We start from the raw sequence: 22419 nt of genomic DNA on the forward strand, positions 1-22419 counted from the left end.
CGATCCGGCCGACGCGGGGTCGGCGGTTTCGATCACGTCAGGCGATCGCCTTGATCGATCCGGAAAATAGGCTTTGCGGCCGGCTCAGTCCGTAATGGTCGCGCAGCGTCGTGCCGCTGTACTCGTCGCGGAACAGACCGCGCTTGCGCAGGATCGGCACGACCTGCTCGGCGAAGATATCGAACCCGCCGGGTAGCCAGGGCGGCATCACGTTGAAGCCGTCGGCCGCGCCATTCTCGAACCAGGTCTGGATGTTGTCGGCGATCTTCTCCGGCGGGCCCGCGATCACCCAGTGGCCGCGCGCCCCGGCGAGACGCTGCACGAGCTGGCGGATGGTCGGCTGCTCGCGATCGACGATGTCGACCACGAGCTTGAAACGGCTGGCGACCCCGCGGGCGCTGCCGGTGTCGATCAGGTGGCGCGGAAAGGGACCGTCGAGGTCGAAGCCGGAGAGGTCGAGCCCGATCATCTGGCGAAGTTGGGTCAACGAGTATTCCGGCTGGATCAGCTCGTTGAACTCGTCCTGCAACAGGTCGGCTTCGGCCTGCGTGCTGGCGATGAACGGACTGATGCCCGGCAGGATCCTGACCTGATCGGGGCTGCGGTCGAACGCGCGTGCCTGCCGCTTGATGTCCGCATAAAACTCCTGGGCGCTCGCCAGCGTCTGATGCGCGGTGAAGATCGCTTCGGCATAGCGCGCGGCAAAGGCGCGTCCGTCATCAGACGAACCCGCCTGGACATAGACCGGCCGTCCCTGCGGTGTCCGCGAGATGTTGAGCGGACCGCGCACCCGGAAGTGCTTTCCGACGTGATCGATCGGATGGATCTTTCCCGTATCGGCGAAAATGCCGGATGCGGGGTCGTTCACCACGGCGTCGTCTTCCCAACTGTCCCACAGCCGCGTGATGACATCGATATATTCCCGCGCCCGCTCGTAGCGTTCGTGGTGAGGTGGATGCTCGGGCAAGCCAAAGTTCTGCGCCGCCTGTGCCGTGCTGGTCGTGACGATGTTCCAGCCGGCCCGGCCGCCGCTGAGGTGATCGAGTGACGCGAACAGGCGGGCCAGATTGTAAGGCTCGGTATAGGTCGTCGACGCGGTCGCGATCAGGCCGATCCGTTTCGTGGCGACGGCGATCGCGGCCAGCCAGGTGATCGGCTCGAACCGGAAGCGTTGTGCGTAGCGAACATTGTCGGCGAGCGCGGGGCCGTCGGCGAAGAAGATCGCGTCGAATTTCTGCGCCTCGGCACGCTGCGCCAGCTCCTGGTAATAGCTGACGTCAAGGATGCGATCCGCCGCAGACCCCTTGTAGCGCCACGCCGCCTCGTGATGGCCGCCGGGATAAATAAAGAGGTTAAGGGAAAGCTGTCGTTTGCTCATCTCGAATCTCGTAAATTCTGCTGATCGCTATTGGTGGGACGGCGCCTTGTGCGCAAATGCGAAGCGCAGGTAGCGCTCCAGCTTCAAACCTTCGGGCGTGCGCTTTTCTTCGACAAGGCGCGCGAAGGTGCGGCGCACCAGTTCGCGCTCGTGAGAGGTGAACGCTTCGAGGAAATTTCCGAATGCGCTCGCTTCCGACCACTGCAGCAGCGATGCGGCATCGTCGTGGATATCGATCAGCGCGCGCAGCCCGCTGCGGTAGCCGGCGAAGCCGTGTGCCGCGAACAGCGATTTGAGCTCCTCGTCGGTCGATCCGAGCACCGGGTTCGAGTCCTGGCGATCGCCGGCAAGACCCGCCTCGATGATGGCGCGACGAAGCAGCAGGCGCGACTGGTGCGGCCTGGACGGATCCTGCGCATTCAAACCGAGGCGGCCGCCGGGCTTGAGCACGCGCCGGATCTCCCGCAGCGCGCGATCCTTGTCGGAGATCCAATGGAAGACGCTGTTGAGATAGACCGCGTCGAACTGCGCGTCGTCGAAGCGCGACAGTTCTTCGGCGCGCCCGGTGGCGAACTGGAGGTTATCCCCCTGCCGAAGGCGCGCAATTTCGATGCGGCCGGCAAGTGGGTCGATACCGATCACGCGGCCGTCCGGACCGACCAGTCCGGCGACGAATTCCGCAAGCCGGCCGGTTCCCGTCCCGATGTCGAGCACGTGCTCGCCGGTCTTGATGGCGAGCGGCCCGATCAGGAACTTGCCGTGGCGAAATTGAACGAGTCCCGCTTCATCATAGGAGCGGGCGAGCTCCGGGGTATCGTGTTCAAGGCTGATGTTGCCGGCAGTTCGCGGCATTTCGAGAGATCCATCGTTGCTCGCCGCGCGTCGACGTCAGGCGCGTGCGCTGCGTCAGACTCTATGTCGGCGGCGGTGAAATGAATTTGCGTTGTTGCACGGCAAGCGAGCATGAACGTGACGAGTTCGTCGTTCACCGGAGATGACTGCGATCGCGCCGATACCGGCGACGTATGATTTGGGAAGTTTTCCCGATCGCTCGCGCCGATCCCGCACGTCGCAATGCACATGAGATCGGTCAGGCGGCGATCATCGTAAATATTTCAATGCCCGCGTTGTCCACGACGCGAACATTGCCTGCTATCAAAAACAAAGCTGGTTTCGTTTCATTGACTGAATGTCGATCGCTTTTACGATTTGCAACGTCAAAGCGAGGTGGTCATTCATGCCGCAATCCGATCCCGACAGCGTCGCCCGCGAGGCCCTCCGGCTGATCGGGGCCGACCCGCAGAACTGGGTGCCTGATCGCGACGGAATCGATCACAACGTCGTCGTGGTCGGCGGTGGTCAGTCCGGCGCGGCCTTCGCGTTTGCGTTTCGGCGCGCCGGGATCGGCAAGGTCTCGGTGATCGATGCCGCCGCCGACGCCAGCAAGGCCGGCGTGTGGCTGACGAGCGCGCGAATGCACAAGCTTCGCACCCCGAAGACGCTTCCAGGTCCGGAGCTCGGTCTGCCCGGTCTCGGTTTCCAAGCATGGTATGAAACGCGCCATGGCGCGGCGGCCTTCGACGCGCTCGATCGGATTCCGCGGCTCGACTGGGCGGCCTATCTCGACTGGTATCGCCACGTGACCGGCGCCGGCATTCGTTACGGTACGCGGCTGCTCCGCATCGAGCCCGCAGCCGATCATTTGCGGTTACATCTGGAGCGGAGCGGGGTCACGACCATCGAGACCACGCGCAAGCTGGTGCTCGCAACCGGCTTTGCGGGTAGCGGGGGCGCTTATGTCCCCGACGCGCTGCGGGTCCTGCCGAAACGATTCCGTGCGCATACATCGGAGAAGATCGATTTCAGGATGCTGCGTGGTCTCTCCGTTGCGGTGGTCGGGAGTGCTGCGTCGGCCTTCGATGCGGCGGCCGCAGCCCTTGAGGCCGGAGCGCGCGATGTTCATCTTTTTGCGCGCCGGGAAACCTTGGCCGCGTTGCCGGTCATTCGGATCCGCGGCTATCCGGGAGCCTATGACAATTATGGCAGCCTGCCCGACGGGGTGCGCTGGCATCAGGCGATCCGGTTCAGGCAGGCTGGGTCGACCCCGCCGCCGGATGCGATTTCGCGCGCGGTAGCCTTCCCCAATTTTCATCTGCACCTGGGCGCACCTTGGACCTCGGCGCAATTGAAGGGGGTGCGGCCGGTCGCCATCACTCCGCAGGGCGAGTTCGCGTTCGATTTCGCGATTGCGGGGACCGGCTATTCCGTCGATCTTGGCGCGCAGTCCGAGCTCGGCGACTTCGCCGACGAAATCCTGCTGTGGCGAGATCGCTTCGTGCCGCCTGACGGCGAAAAAGACGATGGTTTGGCAGCCTATCCTTATCTCGGGTCCGGGCACGAGTATCTGGAGAAAGTTCCGGGCCGCGCGCCGTATCTGAAGGACATTCACGTCTTCAACCCGGCGGCATTTGTCAGCTTCGGCCTGCCGATCGGCGACGTTCCAAGCTTCAAGCGCGACATTCCGGGGATCACGGCCAGGGTCAGCCGCGATCTGTTCCTGGCCGACCTTGCATCTCACGAGGCGCGCATCAACGGAGAGATCGCGGAGGATTTCACCGCCGAGCTCTATGCACCGGCTGTCTGGCGACCGCCGCAGCCCGTCGCGGCGGAATAGCGAGGATCACGACCACATCATTGATCTCCGCCGTCGTTTCCGCGACCGGCGCATGGCGGAGCCTTGTCCAGGGGATCGCGGCGACGAGACCAGCATCATGAGCAAGACGACTACCATCGACAACGTCATTCCGCGCGCCGACATCGTCAAGCGTGCCGCCCGGCTTGGTGCCGAGATCAAGAATGTGAAGCTGTCGGGTGACCTTCCCGACGCGGTCATCCGTGCTGTCAACCAGGTGCTGCTCGAGCACAAGGTGATCTTCTTCCGCGACCAGGAGCACCTCGGCGACGCCGAGCAGGAGCGCTTCGCGGTTAGGCTCGGCAAACTGGTGCCGCATCCGACCATCGGCCCGAGCAAGGGTACGTCGTCGATCCTCGAGCTGGATTCGGGGCGTGGTGGCGGCCGCGCGGACCAATGGCATACCGACGTCACGTTCGTCGATTCCTATCCGAAGATCTCGGTGCTGCGCGGCGTGGTAATCCCGCCCTATGGCGGTGACACCGTCTGGTCGAACACGGCTGCCGCCTATCTCGATCTGCCAGCACCGTTGCGCAAGCTCGCCGACGAGCTCTGGGCGGTTCACAGCAATGCCTATGATTACGCGGTGAAGTCTCGCGCCACCGACGCCGACAGAAAGCATTTTGACGAGGTATTCACCGGGACGATCTATGAGACCGAGCATCCGGTCGTGCGCGTCCATCCCGAAACGGGCGAGCACACGCTGGTGCTCGGCAATTTCGTCCAGCGCTTTGTCGGCCTGCCGAAATATGACGGCCAGAAGCTGTTCGATCTGTTCCAGTCCCACATCACGGCTCCGGAGAATACCGTGCGCTGGAGCTGGCGGGCCGGAGACGTCGCGATCTGGGACAATCGCGCGACCCAGCACTACGCCGTCAATGACTACGGCGATCAGCATCGCGTGGTGCGCCGCGCCACCATTGATGGCGAGGTTCCGGTCAGCGTCGACGGCCGCCACAGCGTGACGCGGATCAAATCGCCGAAGCCGCAGTCGGCGAAGGCAGCCTGAGCATGTCGCCTATTGGAGCAACACAATGAATGCCATCATTCAAATTCTGCGTGCGCGGCGAGCCGCCGCCCACCGGACGGCGCGATTGCTGCTGGCCGGTGCCTTTGCGTTGGGTCTGATCGCTCCGGCCTTCGCCGAGTCACCGCTCGAGAAGACCGAGATCCGCTATCAAGGCTGGGCCGGGCAGGTGACGTTCACCGAGCTTGCCGAGGACCTCGGCTACCTTGCGCCGCTCAAGCTCAAATGGATCGGCAACACCATCAGCGGACCGCAGGACATCCAGACCGTCGTCACCGGCGACATCGACGTCGGCGGCGCTTTCTATGGCGCGATTATCAAGCTGATCGCGGCCAAGGCACCGATCAAGGCGGTGGTCGGCTACTACGGCTCCGACGCGAACACCTATTACGGCTACTACGTGAAGGATGACAGTCCGATCAAGACGGCCCGCGACCTGATCGGCAAGAAGGTCGCGGTCAATACGCTTGGCGCCCATCTGGAGTTCGTGCTGCGTGAGTATCTGGCGCGGAACGGTCTTAGCGCCGGCGAAGCCAAGCAGGTGACATTGGTGGCAGTCCCACCCGTCACCGGCGAGCAGGCGCTGCGGCAAGGGCAGGTCGAGGTGAGCGCGCTCAGCGGCGTGTTACGCGACAAGGCGCTGGAGCGTGGCGGGATCCGTTCGCTCTTCAACGATACCGATCTGTTCGGACAGTTCACCGGCGGTGCCTATGTGCTGCGGGAGAAGTTCATCAAGGACAATCCGAACACCGCCCGCAAGCTGGTTGAGGGGATCTCGCGCGCGATCCAGTGGGCGCAGACGGCGCCGCCCGATGAAGTGCGGGCTCGCTTCAACCGGATCATCGCGGAGCGCAAGCGCAACGAGGACGCCTCCTCGATCAAGTACTGGAAGAGCACCGGCGTCGCGTCCAAGGGCGGCGTGATCTCGGATCCCGAGCTGCAGGTCTGGGTCGACTGGCTGGTCAAGGATGGCCTGCTCAAGCCGGGCCAGATCAAGGCCTCGGACACCTACACCAACGAGTTCAACTATTTCTGTCCCGGAAAGACGGCGGAGGCGCGATGACGTCGGTCAAGATCAGCTTTGACAAGGTCCGCAAGGAGTTCGTCACCCGAGGCGAGGGAGGCCGGCCGGCGGGCCATTTCACCGCGCTCGAGGACATCACGTTCGACGTCCGCGCCGGCGAATTCCTTGCCCTGGTCGGTCCAAGCGGTTGCGGCAAGTCGACATTGCTCGATCTGCTCGGCGGGCTCGCAACGCCGACCAGCGGCCGCATCCTGCTCGATGGCCGGCCGATCATCGGTCCCGGACGCGACCGCGGCGTCGTGTTCCAGCAGTATGCGCTGTTTCCATGGCGCACCGCCGCGCAGAACGTCGAGTTCGGGCTCGACATTGCCGGCCTCAAGCCGAAGCAGCGCGGAGAGATCGCGCGGCACTTCCTCGACTTGGTCGGGCTGTCCGGCTTTGCCGACCGTTACCCGCACGAACTTTCCGGCGGCATGAAGCAGCGTGTCGCGATTGCGCGGAGCCTGGCCTACGATCCGGAAGTGCTGCTGATGGACGAGCCGTTCGCTGCGCTCGATGCCCAGACGCGCGAAACGCTGCAGGGCGAGCTGCTGCGGATCTGGCGTGCCACCGGCAAGACCATCATCTTCATCACCCACGGCATCGATGAGGCCGTCGTGCTCGGTCAGCGCGTGGCGGTCATGACGTCGCGTCCGGGGCGGATCAAGGAGATTGTCGACATCCTCGCGGCCTTGCGCAGCGAAGCCGAGGACGTGCGCTCGCTGCCGGAATTCGGCCGCGTGCGCCATGAGATCTGGAGCCTGCTCCGCGAGGAAGTGCAGAAAGCGCAGCTGGGGCAATCAGCGGGCAGGGTCAGCGCAGGCCGTGTCGAGCGTGAAGTAAAGGAAGTCGCTCATGTCTAGCCTGGAGATGCTGACATTGCTGGAGCTCGCGCATGGACGGCGAGACGAGCAAGCGGCGGCGGCGCGGTCACCGCTAGTGAGCGCGGTCCGCGCCGCGACCCGCGGTCTGGCAGCTTTCGGACGCCGCTCCCTGCTGCTGATCGCCCTTCTGGCGATCTGGGAGGCCGCGCCGAGGCTCGGCTTGATCGACGCGGTGTTTCTGCCGCCATTCTCTGATGTCATCGCCGCAGGCTGGCAGCTCGCGCAAACCGGCGAGCTCTATGACGACGCCTCCGCGAGCCTGCTCCGCGCCCTGAGCGGGTTTCTGGTGTCGGTCGTGTTGTTCGTCCCGTTCGGGCTGGCCGTCGGCTGGTACACAAGGCTCGGCGATCTGCTGAACCAGTTCATCGAGATTTGCCGCAATACCGCGCCGCTCGCGCTGTTGCCGGTGTTCATCCTGCTGCTTGGCATTGGCGAGCTCTCGAAGGTTACGATGGTGGTCTATAGCTGTGCCTGGCCGCTCCTGCTCAACACCATCGCCGCGGTGAAGCAGGTCGATCCGCTCTTGATCAAGTCGGCGCGGACCATGGGCGCGACCTCGCAGCAGCTGTTCCGCAAGGTGATCCTTCCGGCGGCGCTTCCGACGATCTTTGTCGGCATTCGCCTCGCCAGTGCGTCAGCCATGCTGGTGCTGGTCGCATCCGAGATGGTCGGCGCCAAGGCCGGTCTCGGCTATCTCATCATCAACAGCCAGTACAGCTTCCTGATCCCGCAGATGTATTTCGGCATCATCGGGATCACCGTGATTGGGTTGGCATTCAATGCCGTCCTGGAGGCGTTGGAACGGCGCTTGATGCGATGGAAGGCACAGGTCTCGGCGTGAGATCGTGGTTCAGGCGCCGCTCGGACTGTTTCGTGCAGTGGCCTGCGTCACAATGCTGTTCGGCGGCACGTCCTTGGTCAGCCAGACGTTGCCGCCGATGGTCGACCCGCGGCCGATCGTGATCCGGCCGAGTATGGTTGCGCTGGCGTAGATCACGACGTCATCCTCGACGATCGGATGGCGGGCGTCGCCCTTGATCACATGGCCCTCGTCGTCGGTCGGGAAATGCCGCGCGCCGAGCGTGACCGCCTGATAGATCCGGACGTTGTTGCCGATGATGGCGGTTTCGCCGATCACGACGCCGGTTCCGTGATCGATGAAGAATCCGGAGCCGATCCGGGCGCCGGGATGGATATCGATGCCGGTCCTTGTGTGAGCGATCTCCGACATCAGGCGCGCCACCAGCCGCGCGCCGATCTGGTAAAGCAGATGCGCAAGGCGATGGTGGATGATGGCGGTCATCCCAGGATAGCCGATCAGGATCTCGGGAAAATTCCGCGCCGCCGGGTCTCCAACGAATGCCGCCCGCAGATCGTTGATCAGAAGTCCGCGGACCGACGGCAGTTGGGTGGCGAATGCGCGTGTCAGCTCGATCGCCTCCTCATGCGCAAAGCCGGGCTCCAGCTCGTCGCCGACGAACAACGCGCCGCGATGGATCTGCGCGCTGAGCGAATCCAATGCTGTGCTCAGCGTATTGCCGACGAAATAGTCGATATTCTCGCCGTCGAGGTCCGATTGGCCGTAGTGGCGGGGAAACAGCGCCTCGGTGAGGCCGTCGAGGATCACCTCCAGCGCGTCGCGCGAGGGGGCACGGCGAGCCTCGCCGTCTTGCCGGATGCTGTGGGTCTCCTCGCGGGAGGTGCGCAACTCGGCCACGATCCGGTCGAGCTGCCAGCGGCTTGGTGGTCTGCTGACCGCGCCGGCCGTTGACGGAGGCGATGCTGGCGGCAATTCGCATTTCATGCAGCACCCTTTCTCTGCCCTAACGGACATGCGCCAGAGGAATGCTGACTTCGGCCAATAGGTCGAGATCGGCCTCGTGATCGATCTGGACATACTGTCCATTCCAGTAAGTGAGGCCGGACAGCCGGTGCGACAATTCCATGCTGGCGAGGCGGCCCACGATGATGCCATGGGAATGCCGCTCGATGATCTCCTCGACCTGGCATTCGATCATCGCGAGCGACCGCTGCAGCAACGGCACGCCCGAGGCTCCATGGGTCCAGTCGGTGCCCTCGAAGCGCTCCCAGCCTTTCAGCCGGCCATTGCTGAAGCGCTCGGCCAGGACCTGCTGGTCGGAGCCGAGGATGTTGACGCCGAACAGCCGATGGCGGGCGATCGGTGCGAAGGACGATGCCTGCCGATTGATGCTAACCAGCAGCCGGGGTGGGCTGGCGCTGAGCGACGTCAGCGAGGTCACCGTCATGCCGGTGATGTCCTCACCCTGTCCTGCGGTGATGATGCAAACGCCGCCCGGGAGGCGGCGCATGACAAGGCGAAATTGACGCTCGATCTCGTGGTCGGCGTCCACAAGATGAATATCCGGCTTGCTCATCGGGATTCTCCCTTGCATTGCCTCGCCGGATTGGACCTCGCCAGAGCGTTTTCGAGCGAAGTGGATACCGGTTCGCGCGAAGAAAACGCATCAAAACAACAATCCAGAGCTCCGTTCCGATTCGATCGGAGTGGGGCTCTAGAAGAAGCCCTTGGCGGGTAGCGGCGTGCCGCTGATCTCGTATTGTCCGATCGAGCGCGCCTTGAAGGTGTTTGGATTGTGCGACGCCAGGGTGCGCGCGTTGCGCCAGTGGCGGTCGAAATTGGTCGCCTTCTTGGTGGCCGATGCGCCGCCGACATCGAACAGCAGGCTGCCGCTCCGGATCGCGAATTCGTCCGCAACGATCTTGGCCTTTGCCGACAGCAGCGCGGCCTTGTGCGCGGCATCGACGGCGCTTTCGTCACCTGCATCGAAGGCGTCGGTGGCGGCATCGAGCGCCTCCCCGGCCGCAAGCACCACGGTCTCGGCGGCGAATGCGCCGCTGGCGATCTGACCGACGGTCTGTTGCAGCAGCGGGTCGTCCGCCGGAACTTCGCTCGGCGCGTAATAGAACGTCCGCTTGCGGGTCCGCACCAGGGCGCTGGCGTCGCGCAGCACGGCGCGCGCGATGCCGGCATTGATCGCGGTCAGGAACAGCTGGGCAAATGTGTTGGAGTAGGGAATGCCGTAGCCGGTATCCGGTGCATCGAACACGACCTCCTGGCGCTTGACGCGCACGTTGCGGAAGTGGGTGGTGCCGGTCGCCGTCAGCCGCTGCCCGAGACCGTCCCAGTCGTCGATCAGCTCAATGCCCTCGCGGTTCACCGGAATCAGCACGGCAGCATTGGTGGCGGATGTGTCGGCGGTGCGAACGAGGACGTAGTCCGAATACAGTGTGCCGGTGCTATAGTATTTCGTGCCGTTGAGCAGGTAGTCGTCGCCGTCGGCAGTGAGTGTCGTGTTCGGCGTGACATTGCCGACCTTCGGCGTGTCGAGCTCGGTCGCCGCGAGCCCGATGATCGCGCCGTCGGCAACTGCCTTCTGCCACTGCCTGTGCTGATCGTCCTTCGGCCGGCGCACCAGGCGTTCGACGACGCTGAAATGGTTGCGCAGGATATGCGCGACATTGGCGTCGGCCTCGCCGAGACCGATGACGATCTCGAACAATGCGCGAATCGACAGGCCGGCGCCGCCGGCTTCGATCGGAAGCCGCAACGCGCCGAGGCGGGCCTTGCGAATGAGATCGACTTGCGCGAACGGCAGGACGCGCTCGCGTTCGCGGTCGGCGGCGCCTTCCGCGATGCGGCCGAGCAGCGCGTCGATATCGGGTGCGCGGCTGTGAAGGCGGTCGGAAGGCTCCAGCGAGGTGGCGGACAGAGGCTTGTTCATTGGTATCACCCAAATGGCGTTGATTGATATGACGGCTACTGATCAGAGCTGGGCCAGGTGGTCGGTGACTTTGATCGGCTCCGGGAGCACCTTGCGCGCGACCAGCCAGTCGGCGGCCCTTTGCAGCTCGGCGAGGAAGTTTTCGTCGTTGGCGGCGAAGTAGCGATACTGCCGGTTCAGAGCGATGAACTGGTCGCGGACCTGGTCGCTGTACTTGCCGGCCTTCTGCGCGATGTATTCGGCATCCTTGCTGTTCGCGGAGATCCACTTGCCCTCGGCGCGGAAGGCATCGTTGACGGCCCGGACCAGCGCAGGATTGTCGGTCGCGAATTTTCGGGTGGTCAGGTAGGACGTGTAGTCGATCTGGAACTCGAGATCGCGACCTTCCAGGAAGATGTCGTGCGCCTTGTATTCGAGCCGCGCGATATCGACGCCCGGGCTCCACATCGACCAGGCGTCGACCTTCCCGGAGGCCAGCGCCGGCGCTGCGTCCGGCGGGTTGAGATAGACGAACGTCACCTTGGAGCGGTCGATCTTGTGCTTCTCGAGCGCGGCAACCAGCAGGAATTCGCCGAGACCCGAACGGTTCACCGCCACCGACTTGCCGACGAGATCCTCGACCTTGTTTATGCCAGAGTCATCCCGCGCGATGATCGCCGTGGTGCGCGGCTCGTAGACCACCAATTGGGTGAACACCAGCGGCGAGCCGGCGATGATCGCGGCGAGTGCCGGCGTCGTGCTGCCGCCGAAGCTGAAATCGGCGCTGCCGCCGGTCACAGCCTGCAGCGTCGGCGCATGATTGGGGAACGGCCCGAGCCACTCGACCTTGATGCCGTCCCTGGCCAGCAGCTTCTCGAACTCGCCGCGCTCCTTGGCGATCAGATTGAGGCCGCTCAAACCCCAGGTCAGACGCACCGTGTCGGTGACGCGGCCGGTCGCCGCATGCGCCGGCTCGGACAGGTCAAAGCCGGCAAGCGCGCCGATGCCGAAGGCGGCGCCGCCAAGGAAGCTGCGACGGGTGGGGTTGGTGAACCGGGGGATAGACATTGAGTGGTCCTCAGGCAGGAATGGGGTGAGAGGTGTCGACGCCGAGCTCCGCCAGCAGGTCGGTGCGGGCGATCGGCGCTGCGCCGTTACGTTTCGTGGGATGCTCGAACGCGATCCGGCCCTCGCGCATCACCAGGATGCGGTCGGCGAGCGCGATCGCCTCGTCGACGTCGTGGGTGACCAGGAGCACGCCGGGTCGATGGACGGCGACCAGCTCGCGCACCAGATCGTGCATGCGAATGCGAGTCAGCGCATCGAGCGCTGCGAACGGCTCGTCGAGCAGGAGCAACTCGGGCTCCTGCACCAGCGCGCGCGCCAGCGCCACGCGCTGCGCCTGTCCGCCCGAGAGGTTGCGCGGCCAGTCATCGAGACGGCCGCCGAGTCCGACCTCGGTGAGCGCGGTGGCGGCGCGCTGACGGGCGTCGGTCGCATTGAGGCCGAGCGAGACGTTGCGCCACAGACTGTCCCACGGCAGCAGCCGGTGCTCCTGGAAAACGACGGCCGGCCGCCGTGGTGCCGTGATGCGCCCGCCGTCGATCGCATCGAGGCCGGCCAGCGCCCGCAGCAGCGTGGTCTTGCCGCAGCCGCTTTCGCCGAGCAGGACGACGAACTCGCCGCGCTCGATGCGCAGGTTGAGGTTCTCGATCACCACGCGACTGCCATAGGCGCGATGCAGTCCCGTCACCACGACGGCCGGCGCAATCGCGGCCGGTGAGGGCACGGCGTGCAGCGTCATCGCGCGCCTCCATAGTTCGGATGCCAGGCCAATAGCCGTCGCTCCAGGGCGCGCGCGATGCCGTCGGCGGAGACGCCGATCAGCGCATAGATCACGATCGTCAGCACGATCACGTCGGTGCGCAGGAACTCGCGCGCATCCATGGCGAGAAAGCCGATGCCGGACTGGGCGCCGATGGTCTCCGCGACCACCAGCGCCAGCCACGCGGTCGCCAGCGCATAGCGCACACCGGTCAGGATCGATGGCAGGGCGCCGGGCAGGATGACGCGCCGGATCAGCTCGAGTATCCCGAGGCCCTGGACGCGGCCGAGCTCGAGCAGCTTCGGATCGACCTGCCGGATGCCCAGCGTGGTGTTGATGTAGATCGGGAAGGCGACGCCGAGCGCGACCAGGAAGATCTTCTGGGCTTCGCCGACGCCGAGCCAGACGATCACCAGCGGTAGCGCGGCGAGAAACGGGATCGCGCGGATCATCTGGATGCTGCGGTCGATGGCAGCCTCCGCGATCCGCGAGAAGCCCACGAGGATGCCGAGCGCGAATCCGACGCTGCCGCCGATCGCAAAACCGGCCGTTGCGCGCAGCAGGCTGACGCCGAGATCGTTCAGCAGGCTTCCGGACGTCGCCAGCTTGAATGCCGTGCGGACGACCTTGCTCGGTGCCGGCAGCACCTGCGGCGAGAGCCAGCCGGCCTGCGCCAGCAATTCCCAGACGATCAGAAGCACGACCGGGGCGAGCCACGACAGCAGCAGCATGCCGCGCCGGCCGATCTCTACTCGTGGCTTCCGGGACGGCGATGCCGTTTGAACGCTGCGCGGCGTTGAATCAAACGCGATCGATGACGCAGCCTGTTCGAGGTTGCTCAAGTCTGTTCTGTCCTCGTCTAACATTGCGCGCGAGCATCATTGATCGCGCGCGGCATGGTTCGCCGTTCTCTCGATGAACGGCGCGTCGCCGCACGAAAGAAGGCGTTGTTCATGTCGCGCAAACTGTCCCACGAATTTTCTCGAACAGAAATAGAGCCGTATTCCAATTGTCGCTGCGTCCGGAGTTTTCTGGTTTATCGACGCGCGCGGCGCGGCAAGGAAAATCTTTTGATGCGCCGCTGCTTGATCTGTCGCCGTGCTTCTTTGAAAACACGCCGACGTAACGTCAGGGAAATCGGAGAGACGGCATGTCGACACGACCGCTTCGCTTTGGCATCTGGGCACTGGTCCATGGTTCGCGCGCGGCCTATCAGGATCCGGAGGAGCCGTATGACGCATCGTGGGAGCGCAATCGCGACCTCGTGCTTGCCGCCGAGGCACTGGGCTACGATTCCACGCTGATCGCGCAGCACACCATCAATCCGCATCGGGAGGATTTCGATCAGCTCGAGGCCTGGAGCGCGGCGGCGGCCGTTGCGGCATTGACCAGCCGGATCGAGATCATCGCGGCCATCAAGCCCTATCTCTATCATCCGGTGGTTCTCGCCAAGCTCGCGCTCGGGATCGAGAACATCAGCCGCGGACGCTTCGCGATCAACCTGGTCAACGCCTGGAACCGGCCCGAACTCGACAAGGCCGGCATCGGCTTTGCCGAGCACGATGCCCGTTACGCCTATGGCCGCGAGTGGATCACGATTGTCTCGCGCCTGATGCAGGGCGAGCGGTTGACCTACAAGGGCGAGCATTTCGACGTCCGCGATTATCTGTTGCGGCCGACGAGCCTCTACCGACCGCGACCATTGATCTATGTCGGCGGCGAATCCGAGCCGGCGCGCGCTTTGGTCGCCGACCACGGCGACGTCTGGTTCATCAATGGTCAGCCGCTCGAGGATGTCGCGGGCCTCATTGCCGACGTGGCGGCGCGGCCGCGGACGTCGGTGCCGCTTCGCTTCGGGCTGTCCGCCTTCGTCATCGCGCGCCAGACGCAGGCCGAGGGCCAGGCCGCCTATGAGCGGCTGCTTGAGCTGTCGCGGAAGGACGCCTCGATGAAGGTGATCCAGCGGCAGAACACTGATCCGAAGGTCGTGATGATGCAGACCATGCAGAAGTCGGAGCGGGTCGGCAGCAACGGCGGCACCGCTGCCGGGCTGGTCGGCAGCTATGATGACGTGGCCGCCCGGATCGGGGCGTTCCATGCCGCGGGCATCGAGTTGTTCATGCTGCAGTTCCAGCCTTTCGAGGCCGAGATGGAACGCTTTGCGAAGGAGATCATCCCGCGCGTCCGCGCAGCGTCATCTGTTGCAAATGATACGCGAGCACTGCCGGCGGGTTCGCGGTAGCTGCGTCACGCGGTTGCGGCGGCTTCCGTCTGACGCGCAAAGCGGCTGATCGGCCGAAGCAAGCCAAAATGCTCACGCAAGGTGGTGCCGGCGTAATTGGTTCGGAACAGACCACGGCGCTGCAGGATCGGCACCACGCTGTCGACGAAGATTTCGAGCCCCGTCGGCAACACGTCGGGCATCAGATTGAATCCGTCGGCCGCGCCAGCCCTGAACCAGGCTTCGATGTCGTTGGCGATCTGCTCGGGCGTGCCGACGATGATGCGGTGTCCGACCCCGCCGCCGAGTGCCCGCAACAATTGCCGGACGGTGAGGTTGCCGCGGCGCGCAAGGTTCACCGTGCCCTGGAACATTGTGTGGTTGGCGTTGGCCGGCAGTGGGAGTGGATCGGGTAGCGGCTTGTCGAGCTCTAGGATCGCAGGATCGACCTGCAATGTGCCCGCGAGACGCGCGAGGCTGTACTCGATCGGAACCAGCTCCCACAGCTCATCCTGCCGCCGTTTCGCCTCGGCTTCAGTGCTGCCGATCACGGTGGCAAGGCCCGGCAGGATGACGATGGAGTCACCGGCGCGACCGTAGGCCGCGGCGCGGGCGCGCAGGTCGCGCGCATAGGCGACGCCTTCCTCGATCGTCTGGGCCAGCGTGAACACGGCTTCAGCCTGCGCGGCAGCGAGGTCACGGCCGTCGCTCGAGCCGCCGGCCTGCACGGTCACCGGGCGGCCCTGCGGTGAACGCGGCACGTTGAGCGGACCGGCCACGGAGTAATGGGCGCCGCGATGCGCGATCGGATGAACCTTCGACGTATCGACAAATCGCGCCGAGGACTTGTCGCCGACAAAGGCGTCGTCCTCCCAACTGTCCCACAGCGCATGGACGACCTCGGCGAACTCCTTGGCGCGCTCGTAGCGGGCCTTGTGCTCCAGCACGTTGCTGAGGCCGAAATTGCGGCTGGCCGACGCGTCGGCAGTGGTCACCGCATTCCAGCCGGCGCGGCCGCCGCTCGCGAGATCCAGGGTCGCGAAGCGGCGCGCGATGTTGTACGGCTCGTTGTAGGTGGTCGAGACGGTCGCGATCAGCCCGATATGGCTGGTCGCCGCGGCCACCGATGCCAGCACGATCGTCGGTTCCATCGACATGAAGGCGCGGTAGTCGATGCGGTCGGTGATCGCCGGTGTGTCGGCAAGGAAGATCGCATCGAGCTTGCCGCGCTCGGCGATCTCAGCCACGCGCACATAATGGCCGACGTCGAAGCAGGCGCGAGGATCGCTTTCGGGCAGCCGCCACGCCGACGCGTATACGCCGGAGTGCAGCAGGTTGACATTGAGGTGAAGCTGACGATCGGACATGGCTGCCACGCATTGAGGTGAGACGATTCACGAAGTATCGCCTGTCTGGCCGCATGAAAACGAATGGCCGGCGCGTCCATGCAAAAAGAAATATCCGTCTCTCCCGTGCGATCTGCGGACAAATCCCGTGTCGATCCTCTGCGATGAACGGAACGGCCTGTCCGTCGCCGCATGAATATTCTTCGGTGCGCAGCGGCAGGGGAAGCTTCGTCCAAGTCTGCGCAAATATCTGAAATTGCCAGGGAAGCCTCCGCGCGTAACGATGTTGTTGCGGCGCATTGCAAGCAATCGGTGCCGCCCGGAGAATTGAACGATGACAGTCCACGAGCGACGCGCCGAACAGCGAACCGCGCCAGGCGGCTCGGTCGAATTCGACGCTGACGTGCTGGTGATCGGCGGCGGGCCGGCGGGGACGTGGGCTGCGGTGAGCGCCGCCGAGCGCGGCGCACGCGTCGTGCTCGCCGACAAGGGATTTTGCGGCACGTCGGGTGCCACCGCGGCTGCCGGCACCGGCGTCTGGTATGTCGATCCCAATCCGGCGCTGCGCGAGGCCGCGATGGCCAATCGCGAAAAGATGGGCGGGCACCTGCAGGATCGCCGCTGGATGACGCGCGTGCTCGACCAGACCTACGAGGACAGCAATCGCCTGGCTGCCTGGGGTTACCCTTACCCGGTCGACGACGGTGGCAAGTCGCAGCGCAACTCGCTGCAAGGGCCGGAATACATGCGCCTGATGCGCAAGCGCACCAAGCAGGCCGGTGTCACCATTCTCGATCACAGCCCGGCGTTTGAGCTGCTGGTGGATGACGACGGCTCGGTGGCGGGAGCCAGTGGCGTGCGCCGCCAGAAGCACGATCGCTGGATCGTGCGCGCCAAGGCTGTCGTCATCGCGACCGGCGGCTGCGCGTTCCTGAGCAAGACGCTGGGATCGAATGTGCTGACCGGAGACGGCTATCTGATGGCCGCGGAGGTCGGGGCCGAGTTCAGCAGCATGGAATTCTCGAATCCCTATGCGATCTCGCCGGCGTTCGGCTCCGTGACCAAGACACTGTTCTACGGCTGGGCGACCTTCAGCTACGAGGACGGCAGCGTCGTTCCCGGTGCGGCATCCAAGGGCGGGCGATCGGCGATTGCGCGCGCGTTGCTTCAGGGGCCGGTTTACGCGCGCCTCGACAAGGCCGACGACGACGTGCAGCGTCACATGCGCGCATCGCAGCCGAATTTCTTCCTGCCGTTCGATCGCACCGGCATCGATCCCTTCAGGGAGCGTTTTTCCGTCACCTTGCGGCTCGAAGGCACCGTGCGCGGCACCGGCGGCCTGCGCATTGTCGACGACAGCTGCGCCACCAGCGTGCCCGGGCTCTATGCCGCCGGTGATGCAGCGACGCGCGAATTGATCTGCGGCGGCTTCACCGGCGGCGGCAGCCACAACGCCGCCTGGGCGATGTCATCGGGGACCTGGGCCGGATGGGGCGCTGCTGGCTATGCAAGGCAGCTGGGCCCGGCGCGTCAGCGACGACTGGCGTCCGCCGGCACCGTCGCGTTCCGGAGCAATGCGGGTCGCGCGTTTGAGCCCGCCGCGCTGGCAAAGGCGGTCCAGGACGAAGTCTATCCGTATGAGCTGAACTACTTCCGGCACGCCTCGCGTCTTGAAGGCGCGCTGGCGCGGCTGGATGCGGCGTGGGTCGATGCATCATCGGCCGTTGCGGCGAGCAAGGACGATCTGCTACGTGCCCGCGAGAGCGCGGCCATGCTGGCGACGTCGCGCTGGATGTACCGCAGCGCGCTGGCGCGGAACGAAAGCCGCGGCATGCATCGCCGCGACGACTATCCCGATCAGGACGACCGCCAACGCCATTACGTGACGAGCGGCGGCTTGGACGAGGTCTGGACCACGGTGCGGCCGCATGCCGAGGCCAGCTATGCAGAGGCGGCGGAATGATCGAGGTGATCGACGCCGAGCGCTGCACGTCCTGCGACATCTGCGTGAATGTCTGCCCCACCAATGTCTTCGACAAGACGGAGGGGATTCCGGTGATCGCCCGTCAGGGCGATTGCCAGACCTGTTTCCTCTGCGAACTGTATTGTCCCGAGGACGCGCTTTACGTGTCGCCTTATGCGGAGGAACCTCGCCCGACCGACGTGGTCGCGTTGCGGCAGACTGCCGCGTTGGGCAGCTACCGCCGCGCGGTCGGCTGGACCGACGAGACGCGCGATCTCCGCGGCATCGACCGCAGCTATCTGCTCTTTGGTCATTGAGCCCGGGCTGTGCCCGGCGACCGAAGCCATTTCCCAATTGGACCGACTGAATGAATGTACATCAATCCCTGACGACGGCGCAGCATGTTGCGCCGCTGCCGTCCATTCCGCTCGCTTCCAACGCGAGCGAAGCCATGATCCGCTTCGAGGCGGTCTCGAAGGTCTATCCGGCCTATCGCGGCAAGCCGAGCGTGCATGCCTTGCAGGCGATCGACTTCGCGATCCCGCGCGGCTCGATCACCGGCGTGATCGGCCGCTCCGGCGCTGGCAAATCGAGCCTCGTCCGCCTCATCAACGGGCTTGAGAAGCCGTCGAGCGGCCGCGTCGTCGTCGATAACAGCGAGATCTCGGCGCTTGCCGGTCGCGAGCTGCGCCTGGCGCAGCGCTCGATCGGCATGATCTTCCAGCACTTCAACCTGCTGTCGTCGCGGACGGCGGCGGACAATATCGCCTTGCCGCTCGAGATCGCCGGCTGGTCCAGGGCCGACATCGCCGTCCGTGTGGCCGAGCTGCTCGAACTCGTCGGCATTGCCGACAAGTACGATCGTTATCCCTCGGAATTGTCCGGCGGCCAGAAGCAGCGCATCGGCATCGCCCGCGCGCTGGCGACTCGGCCGAATGTGCTGCTGTCCGACGAGGCGACGTCGGCGCTCGATCCGCAGACCACGCGTGCGATTCTGGACCTGCTGGCCAACATCAATCGCGAGCTCGGGGTCACGATCGTGCTGATCACCCACGAGATGTCGGTTGTCCGCCAGCTCGCCAAGGAGGTTGCGGTGATCGACGGCGGCCAGGTCGTCGAGCGAGGTCATGTCGCGGAGATCTTCACGCATCCCCGGCATCCGGTCACGCAGGCGTTCCTTTCCGAGGTGATCGGGGACAGTGTTCCGGTCTCGCTGGCGAGCCGCCTTTCGCCACAGCCGGTTGCCGGCGGGCAGACGGTCCTTCGCGTGCAGGTGCGCGGCACTGAAGCCGGCGACACCGTGGTGGCGCGGCTTTCGCGCGAACTGTCCCATGACGTGGCGCTGCTATCGGCCCGCATCGATGAGATCGGCGGCCAGCACGTGGGTTCGCTAATCCTTGGCATTCCCGGCGGTGAAGCCGCGGCCAGGCAGGCCCTGGCCTATCTTTCTCAGCATGACATTCTGGTGGAGCGTCTCGGCTATGTCGCGTGAACTCATCAACCTGATCGTTCAGGCCACGGGCGAGAGCCTTTTCATGGTCTCGGTGGCCGCGCTGGTTGCGACCGCGCTGGGCCTTCCGCTTGGGGTCTTCCTGGCGACCAGCCGGAAAGGGGAGCTGTTCGCCGCGCCGTCAGCCAATGGCGTGCTCGGCGTCATCGTCAATGCGGCCCGCTCGACGCCGTTCATCATCCTGGTGGTTGCGATCATTCCGTTCACGCGGCTGATTGCCGGCACCTCGATCGGATCGGGCGCGGCAATCGTGCCGCTCACCATCGCGGCAACGCCGTTCATTGCCCGTCTGGTCGAGGCGGCGATCCGCGAGGTCGATGCCGGTCTGATCGAGACGGCGTCCTCGTTCGGTGCAAGCCCGTTGCAGATCGTGTTCAAGGTCTTGATCCCGGAGGCGTTGCCGGGCCTGGTGCTGGCCCTGACACTCGCGGTGGTCAGCCTGCTCGGCTACTCAGCAATGGTCGGGGCCGTCGGAGGCGGTGGCCTCGGCGACCTCGGCATTCGCTACGGCTATCAGCGCTTCATGCCCGAAATGATGCTGGCGGTCGTCGTCGTTTTGATCGCGCTGGTTCAGACCGTGCAGACCGCCGGCGACTACCTGGCGCGCCGCGTCAACCGCCGCCTGCGCCATCGCTAGGCAGCGCCGTCACGATCCCTTCGGCGCCCAGATCCTGACGTCGCCGGTATCGACCTTGCGTGGCAGCAGACCTTCGGCCGTGAAGGTATCGGCGATCTTCTGCTGCTCGGAAAGGTCGGCCGCGGTGACTACGCCGACCTTGTAGGAGCGGTTGCTGTTGGCCTCCTCCACCGTGGCGGCGTCGATGCCCCACAGGCCGGCGAGCAGCGCCGCGGCGTCGTTCGGATTGGCTTTGACCCAGGTGCCGGTTTCGACCAGCCTGGCAAAGATGACATTCAGTGCATCGGCCCGCTTTTCGGCGAACGCGGCCGACGCGAGATAGTAGCGCTTGTAGCTTGCGAGCCCGCCGCTGCCGTCGGTCAGGATGCGCGCGCCGGACTGGCGTTGCGCGCTGCTGAGGAACGGATCCCAAGCGACCCAGGCGTCGACATTGCCGCTGACGAATGCCGCGCGGCCATCGGCCGGCGTCAGATAGGCCGGCGTGATGTCCTTGAAGGACAGTCCGGCCTTGGCCAGCACCGCCAGCAGCAGGAAGTGGCTGCCCGCGCCCTTGGTCACCGCGACCTTCTTGCCCTTGAGATCGGCCGGCGCTTTGATCGCGGAATCCTTCGGCACCAGGATCGCCTGCGCCGATGGAGAAGCGGCTTCCTCGGCGACGTAAGCGAGCTTGGCGCCGGCGGCCTGGGCGAAGATCGGCACGGTGTCGGCCACGTCGGCTCCGAAATCGATGCTGCCGACATTGATGGCCTCGAGCAGCGGCAGGCCGCTGGTGAACTCGTGCCACGACACGGTGATGCCGAGCGGCGCCAACGCCTTCTCCAGCGCGCCGTTGGTCTTCAGGATCGCGGTCAGCGTCGACGATTTCTGGTAGCCGATCCGGATTTCCTCGGCGGCCGCAGGCCGGACCAGCGAGGTCATCGCAAGCAGCCCGATGGCGGCGACAGCAAGACGGCGTGACATCGCAGTCGCCGATGATGCGGCCTGCGCTTGCGGGATGGGGCGGGCAATGATGGGCATGGCAAGTTGTCCTGAGCCGGTTCGATCTGTTGCCATTTGTGTGCAATCGGTGCGCCGGAGGCAATCGCGGAGAAATCGTCCGAACGAGTGCTATTTTCTCTGCAAGCGAAGTCAGCGAGAAAAGTATTTTTGGCCTACGCGTTGCCGCCGGCATCAGCAGATAAGTCGCTCGCTGCGCCAACATGCCCGGCCGGCTCCATTCTCTTTTCATCGCGGCCACAGCAGCGGTGACTCGTCATGGGGAAAAATTTGGATTCTCATTTCATTGATTTCGTCCCCAGCGCGGGCGATGAGCTTGATAGCGAGTTCAGTTCCATGGAGACCAAGATGTTGCTTCGATCCATTTTCGCTGTTGCAGGCGTTGTTGCGATCTGGTCGACCGCCGCCGCGGCAGAAACGATCAAGATCGGCGTGACGCCCGGGCCGCATGCACAAATCCTCGAGGCCGTGAAACCGATCGCGGCGAAGAGCGGGCTCGAGCTTCAGCTTATCGAGTTCTCCGACTATGTCGTTCCGAACGCGGCGCTCGACGCCGGCGACATCCAGGCCAACTCGTTTCAGAACCAGCCTTATCTGGACAACCAGAAAGCCGATCGCGGCTACAAGATCGAGCAGGTGGGACTGACGGTCAATTTTCCGATCGGCGTCTATTCGCGCAAGCACAAGAGCTGGGCCGACGTTCCTGACGGAGCCAAGGTCTCAATTCCCAATGATCCGACCAATGGCGGCCGGGCGCTGCTTCTGCTGCGCGACAAGGGCGCAATCAAGCTGAAGAGCGACGTCGGCTTCAAGCCGACCGTTATCGACATCGCCGACAATCCCAAAAACCTGAAATTCGTCGAGGTCGACGCAGCCCAGGCGCCCCGCGCGCTCGACGATGTCGATGCGGCGGTCATCAACACCAACTATGCGACACAGGCCGGTCTCGATCCGGTCAAGGATCCGATCCTGCGCGAGGATCCGAAAGGGCCATACGTCAATCTGATTGCGGTGCGCTCCGCCGACAAGGACAAGCCGTGGGTCAAGATCCTGGTCGATAGTTACCACACGCCTGAGATCAAGGAATTTGTGCTCACCAAGTTCAAGGGCGCGGTGTTGCCGAGCTGGTAGTCG

At 64.7% G+C, this 22419-nt stretch carries 21 protein-coding genes; 11 read left to right on the forward strand and 10 right to left on the reverse strand.

Translation table 11 applies throughout. The features are described from left to right. Window positions 1-37 precede the first annotated feature (37 nt). A complete protein-coding gene (locus J6525_RS05865; protein WP_225642751.1) occupies window positions 38-1378 on the reverse strand; it encodes an LLM class flavin-dependent oxidoreductase in 1341 nt (446 codons plus the stop codon). Between the two features lie 27 nt (window positions 1379-1405). Beyond that, window positions 1406-2230, reverse strand: coding sequence for a class I SAM-dependent methyltransferase (locus J6525_RS05870; RefSeq protein ID WP_225642753.1), 825 nt, complete (start codon window positions 2228-2230; stop codon window positions 1406-1408). 385 nt (window positions 2231-2615) lie between these two features. On the opposite strand from J6525_RS05870, the gene J6525_RS05875 reads away from it, so the two are divergent. The 5 genes from J6525_RS05875 to J6525_RS05895 all read left to right on the forward strand — a co-directional run bounded on the left by J6525_RS05875 (window position 2616) and on the right by J6525_RS05895 (window position 7885). Then, window positions 2616-4052 (forward strand): FAD-dependent oxidoreductase, encoded by a 1437-nt coding sequence (locus J6525_RS05875; protein WP_225642755.1) that lies wholly within the window; start codon window positions 2616-2618, stop codon window positions 4050-4052. A gap of 97 nt (window positions 4053-4149) precedes the next feature. Beyond that, window positions 4150-5079: a TauD/TfdA dioxygenase family protein gene (locus J6525_RS05880; RefSeq protein ID WP_225642757.1), complete on the forward strand. Its 930-nt coding sequence runs from the start codon at window positions 4150-4152 to the stop codon at window positions 5077-5079. Between the two features lie 25 nt (window positions 5080-5104). Next, window positions 5105-6160, forward strand: coding sequence for an ABC transporter substrate-binding protein (locus J6525_RS05885; RefSeq protein ID WP_225642760.1), 1056 nt, complete (start codon window positions 5105-5107; stop codon window positions 6158-6160). Continuing rightward, a complete protein-coding gene (locus J6525_RS05890) occupies window positions 6157-7023 on the forward strand; it encodes an ABC transporter ATP-binding protein (RefSeq protein WP_225642762.1) in 867 nt (288 codons plus the stop codon). Before J6525_RS05885 ends, J6525_RS05890 begins: the two co-directional genes overlap by 4 nt. Beyond that, window positions 7016-7885: an ABC transporter permease gene (locus J6525_RS05895; RefSeq protein ID WP_225642764.1), complete on the forward strand. Its 870-nt coding sequence runs from the start codon at window positions 7016-7018 to the stop codon at window positions 7883-7885. Before J6525_RS05890 ends, J6525_RS05895 begins: the two co-directional genes overlap by 8 nt. Before the next feature lie 9 nt (window positions 7886-7894). On the opposite strand, the gene epsC is transcribed toward J6525_RS05895, so the two are convergent. The 6 genes from epsC to J6525_RS05925 form a co-directional block, all read right to left on the reverse strand. After that, entirely contained in the window at window positions 7895-8761 is an 867-nt protein-coding gene (gene epsC / locus J6525_RS05900) for a serine O-acetyltransferase EpsC (protein ID WP_225642766.1), read from the reverse strand. Between the two features lie 106 nt (window positions 8762-8867). Then, the gene (locus J6525_RS05905; RefSeq protein WP_092081419.1) at window positions 8868-9440 is read right to left on the reverse strand and encodes a flavin reductase family protein; all 573 of its coding nucleotides are present in this window, start codon (window positions 9438-9440) and stop codon (window positions 8868-8870) included. Between the two features lie 138 nt (window positions 9441-9578). Further along, window positions 9579-10808 (reverse strand): acyl-CoA dehydrogenase family protein, encoded by a 1230-nt coding sequence (locus J6525_RS05910; protein ID WP_225642768.1) that lies wholly within the window; start codon window positions 10806-10808, stop codon window positions 9579-9581. Window positions 10809-10850: 42 nt separating this feature from the next. Next, entirely contained in the window at window positions 10851-11855 is a 1005-nt protein-coding gene (locus tag J6525_RS05915) for an NrtA/SsuA/CpmA family ABC transporter substrate-binding protein (RefSeq protein ID WP_225642770.1), read from the reverse strand. A gap of 10 nt (window positions 11856-11865) precedes the next feature. After that, a complete protein-coding gene (locus J6525_RS05920; protein ID WP_225642772.1) occupies window positions 11866-12591 on the reverse strand; it encodes an ABC transporter ATP-binding protein in 726 nt (241 codons plus the stop codon). Beyond that, a complete protein-coding gene (locus tag J6525_RS05925) occupies window positions 12588-13343 on the reverse strand; it encodes an ABC transporter permease subunit (protein WP_312009744.1) in 756 nt (251 codons plus the stop codon). The genes J6525_RS05920 and J6525_RS05925 overlap by 4 nt, the downstream gene beginning before the upstream one ends. A gap of 419 nt (window positions 13344-13762) precedes the next feature. On the opposite strand from J6525_RS05925, the gene J6525_RS05930 reads away from it, so the two are divergent. Beyond that, window positions 13763-14854 (forward strand): LLM class flavin-dependent oxidoreductase, encoded by a 1092-nt coding sequence (locus J6525_RS05930; protein WP_225642776.1) that lies wholly within the window; start codon window positions 13763-13765, stop codon window positions 14852-14854. 5 nt (window positions 14855-14859) lie between these two features. On the opposite strand, the gene J6525_RS05935 is transcribed toward J6525_RS05930, so the two are convergent. Next, the gene (locus J6525_RS05935; RefSeq protein ID WP_225642786.1) at window positions 14860-16200 is read right to left on the reverse strand and encodes an LLM class flavin-dependent oxidoreductase; all 1341 of its coding nucleotides are present in this window, start codon (window positions 16198-16200) and stop codon (window positions 14860-14862) included. A gap of 313 nt (window positions 16201-16513) precedes the next feature. Here J6525_RS05935 and J6525_RS05940 point away from each other — a divergent pair, with 313 nt between their 5' ends. The 4 genes from J6525_RS05940 to J6525_RS05955 are packed head-to-tail and all read left to right on the forward strand — an operon-like array spanning window position 16514 to window position 20289. Continuing rightward, window positions 16514-18142, forward strand: coding sequence for an FAD-dependent oxidoreductase (locus tag J6525_RS05940; RefSeq protein ID WP_225642788.1), 1629 nt, complete (start codon window positions 16514-16516; stop codon window positions 18140-18142). Continuing rightward, window positions 18139-18459, forward strand: a complete 321-nt coding sequence (locus tag J6525_RS05945; protein WP_016840109.1) for a 4Fe-4S dicluster domain-containing protein — start codon at window positions 18139-18141, stop codon at window positions 18457-18459. The genes J6525_RS05940 and J6525_RS05945 overlap by 4 nt, the downstream gene beginning before the upstream one ends. A gap of 50 nt (window positions 18460-18509) precedes the next feature. Continuing rightward, entirely contained in the window at window positions 18510-19634 is a 1125-nt protein-coding gene (locus tag J6525_RS05950) for a methionine ABC transporter ATP-binding protein (protein WP_225642790.1), read from the forward strand. Next, entirely contained in the window at window positions 19624-20289 is a 666-nt protein-coding gene (locus J6525_RS05955; RefSeq protein ID WP_038382360.1) for a methionine ABC transporter permease, read from the forward strand. The genes J6525_RS05950 and J6525_RS05955 overlap by 11 nt, the downstream gene beginning before the upstream one ends. Before the next feature lie 9 nt (window positions 20290-20298). Here J6525_RS05955 and J6525_RS05960 read toward each other — a convergent pair whose 3' ends face one another. Continuing rightward, window positions 20299-21306, reverse strand: a complete 1008-nt coding sequence (locus tag J6525_RS05960) for an aliphatic sulfonate ABC transporter substrate-binding protein (protein ID WP_225642792.1) — start codon at window positions 21304-21306, stop codon at window positions 20299-20301. A gap of 315 nt (window positions 21307-21621) precedes the next feature. Between J6525_RS05960 and J6525_RS05965 the strand changes: the two genes are divergently transcribed. Next, window positions 21622-22416 (forward strand): MetQ/NlpA family ABC transporter substrate-binding protein, encoded by a 795-nt coding sequence (locus tag J6525_RS05965; protein ID WP_225642794.1) that lies wholly within the window; start codon window positions 21622-21624, stop codon window positions 22414-22416. The last annotated feature ends 3 nt before the right edge of the window (window positions 22417-22419 follow it).

It is taken from the genome of Bradyrhizobium australafricanum (assembly GCF_020329495.1).
GTDB classification, from domain to species: domain Bacteria; phylum Pseudomonadota; class Alphaproteobacteria; order Rhizobiales; family Xanthobacteraceae; genus Bradyrhizobium; species Bradyrhizobium australafricanum.

Coding starts and splice junctions, on each gene's coding strand:
- J6525_RS05875 (WP_225642755.1), top strand. CDS start 2,616: ATGCCGCAATCCGATCCCGACAGCGTCGCCCGCGAGGCCCTCCGGCTG.
- J6525_RS05905 (WP_092081419.1), bottom strand. CDS start 9,440: ATGAGCAAGCCGGATATTCATCTTGTGGACGCCGACCACGAGATCGAG.
- J6525_RS05925 (WP_312009744.1), bottom strand. CDS start 13,343: ATGCTGCTGCTGTCGTGGCTCGCCCCGGTCGTGCTTCTGATCGTCTGG.
- J6525_RS05915 (WP_225642770.1), bottom strand. CDS start 11,855: ATGTCTATCCCCCGGTTCACCAACCCCACCCGTCGCAGCTTCCTTGGC.
- J6525_RS05865 (WP_225642751.1), bottom strand. CDS start 1,378: ATGAGCAAACGACAGCTTTCCCTTAACCTCTTTATTTATCCCGGCGGC.
- J6525_RS05890 (WP_225642762.1), top strand. CDS start 6,157: ATGACGTCGGTCAAGATCAGCTTTGACAAGGTCCGCAAGGAGTTCGTC.
- J6525_RS05930 (WP_225642776.1), top strand. CDS start 13,763: ATGTCGACACGACCGCTTCGCTTTGGCATCTGGGCACTGGTCCATGGT.
- J6525_RS05870 (WP_225642753.1), bottom strand. CDS start 2,230: ATGCCGCGAACTGCCGGCAACATCAGCCTTGAACACGATACCCCGGAG.
- J6525_RS05950 (WP_225642790.1), top strand. CDS start 18,510: ATGAATGTACATCAATCCCTGACGACGGCGCAGCATGTTGCGCCGCTG.
- J6525_RS05965 (WP_225642794.1), top strand. CDS start 21,622: ATGGAGACCAAGATGTTGCTTCGATCCATTTTCGCTGTTGCAGGCGTT.
- J6525_RS05910 (WP_225642768.1), bottom strand. CDS start 10,808: ATGAACAAGCCTCTGTCCGCCACCTCGCTGGAGCCTTCCGACCGCCTT.
- J6525_RS05960 (WP_225642792.1), bottom strand. CDS start 21,306: ATGCCCATCATTGCCCGCCCCATCCCGCAAGCGCAGGCCGCATCATCG.
- J6525_RS05885 (WP_225642760.1), top strand. CDS start 5,105: ATGAATGCCATCATTCAAATTCTGCGTGCGCGGCGAGCCGCCGCCCAC.
- J6525_RS05880 (WP_225642757.1), top strand. CDS start 4,150: ATGAGCAAGACGACTACCATCGACAACGTCATTCCGCGCGCCGACATC.
- J6525_RS05940 (WP_225642788.1), top strand. CDS start 16,514: ATGACAGTCCACGAGCGACGCGCCGAACAGCGAACCGCGCCAGGCGGC.
- J6525_RS05935 (WP_225642786.1), bottom strand. CDS start 16,200: ATGTCCGATCGTCAGCTTCACCTCAATGTCAACCTGCTGCACTCCGGC.
- J6525_RS05920 (WP_225642772.1), bottom strand. CDS start 12,591: ATGACGCTGCACGCCGTGCCCTCACCGGCCGCGATTGCGCCGGCCGTC.
- J6525_RS05895 (WP_225642764.1), top strand. CDS start 7,016: ATGTCTAGCCTGGAGATGCTGACATTGCTGGAGCTCGCGCATGGACGG.
- J6525_RS05955 (WP_038382360.1), top strand. CDS start 19,624: ATGTCGCGTGAACTCATCAACCTGATCGTTCAGGCCACGGGCGAGAGC.
- J6525_RS05945 (WP_016840109.1), top strand. CDS start 18,139: ATGATCGAGGTGATCGACGCCGAGCGCTGCACGTCCTGCGACATCTGC.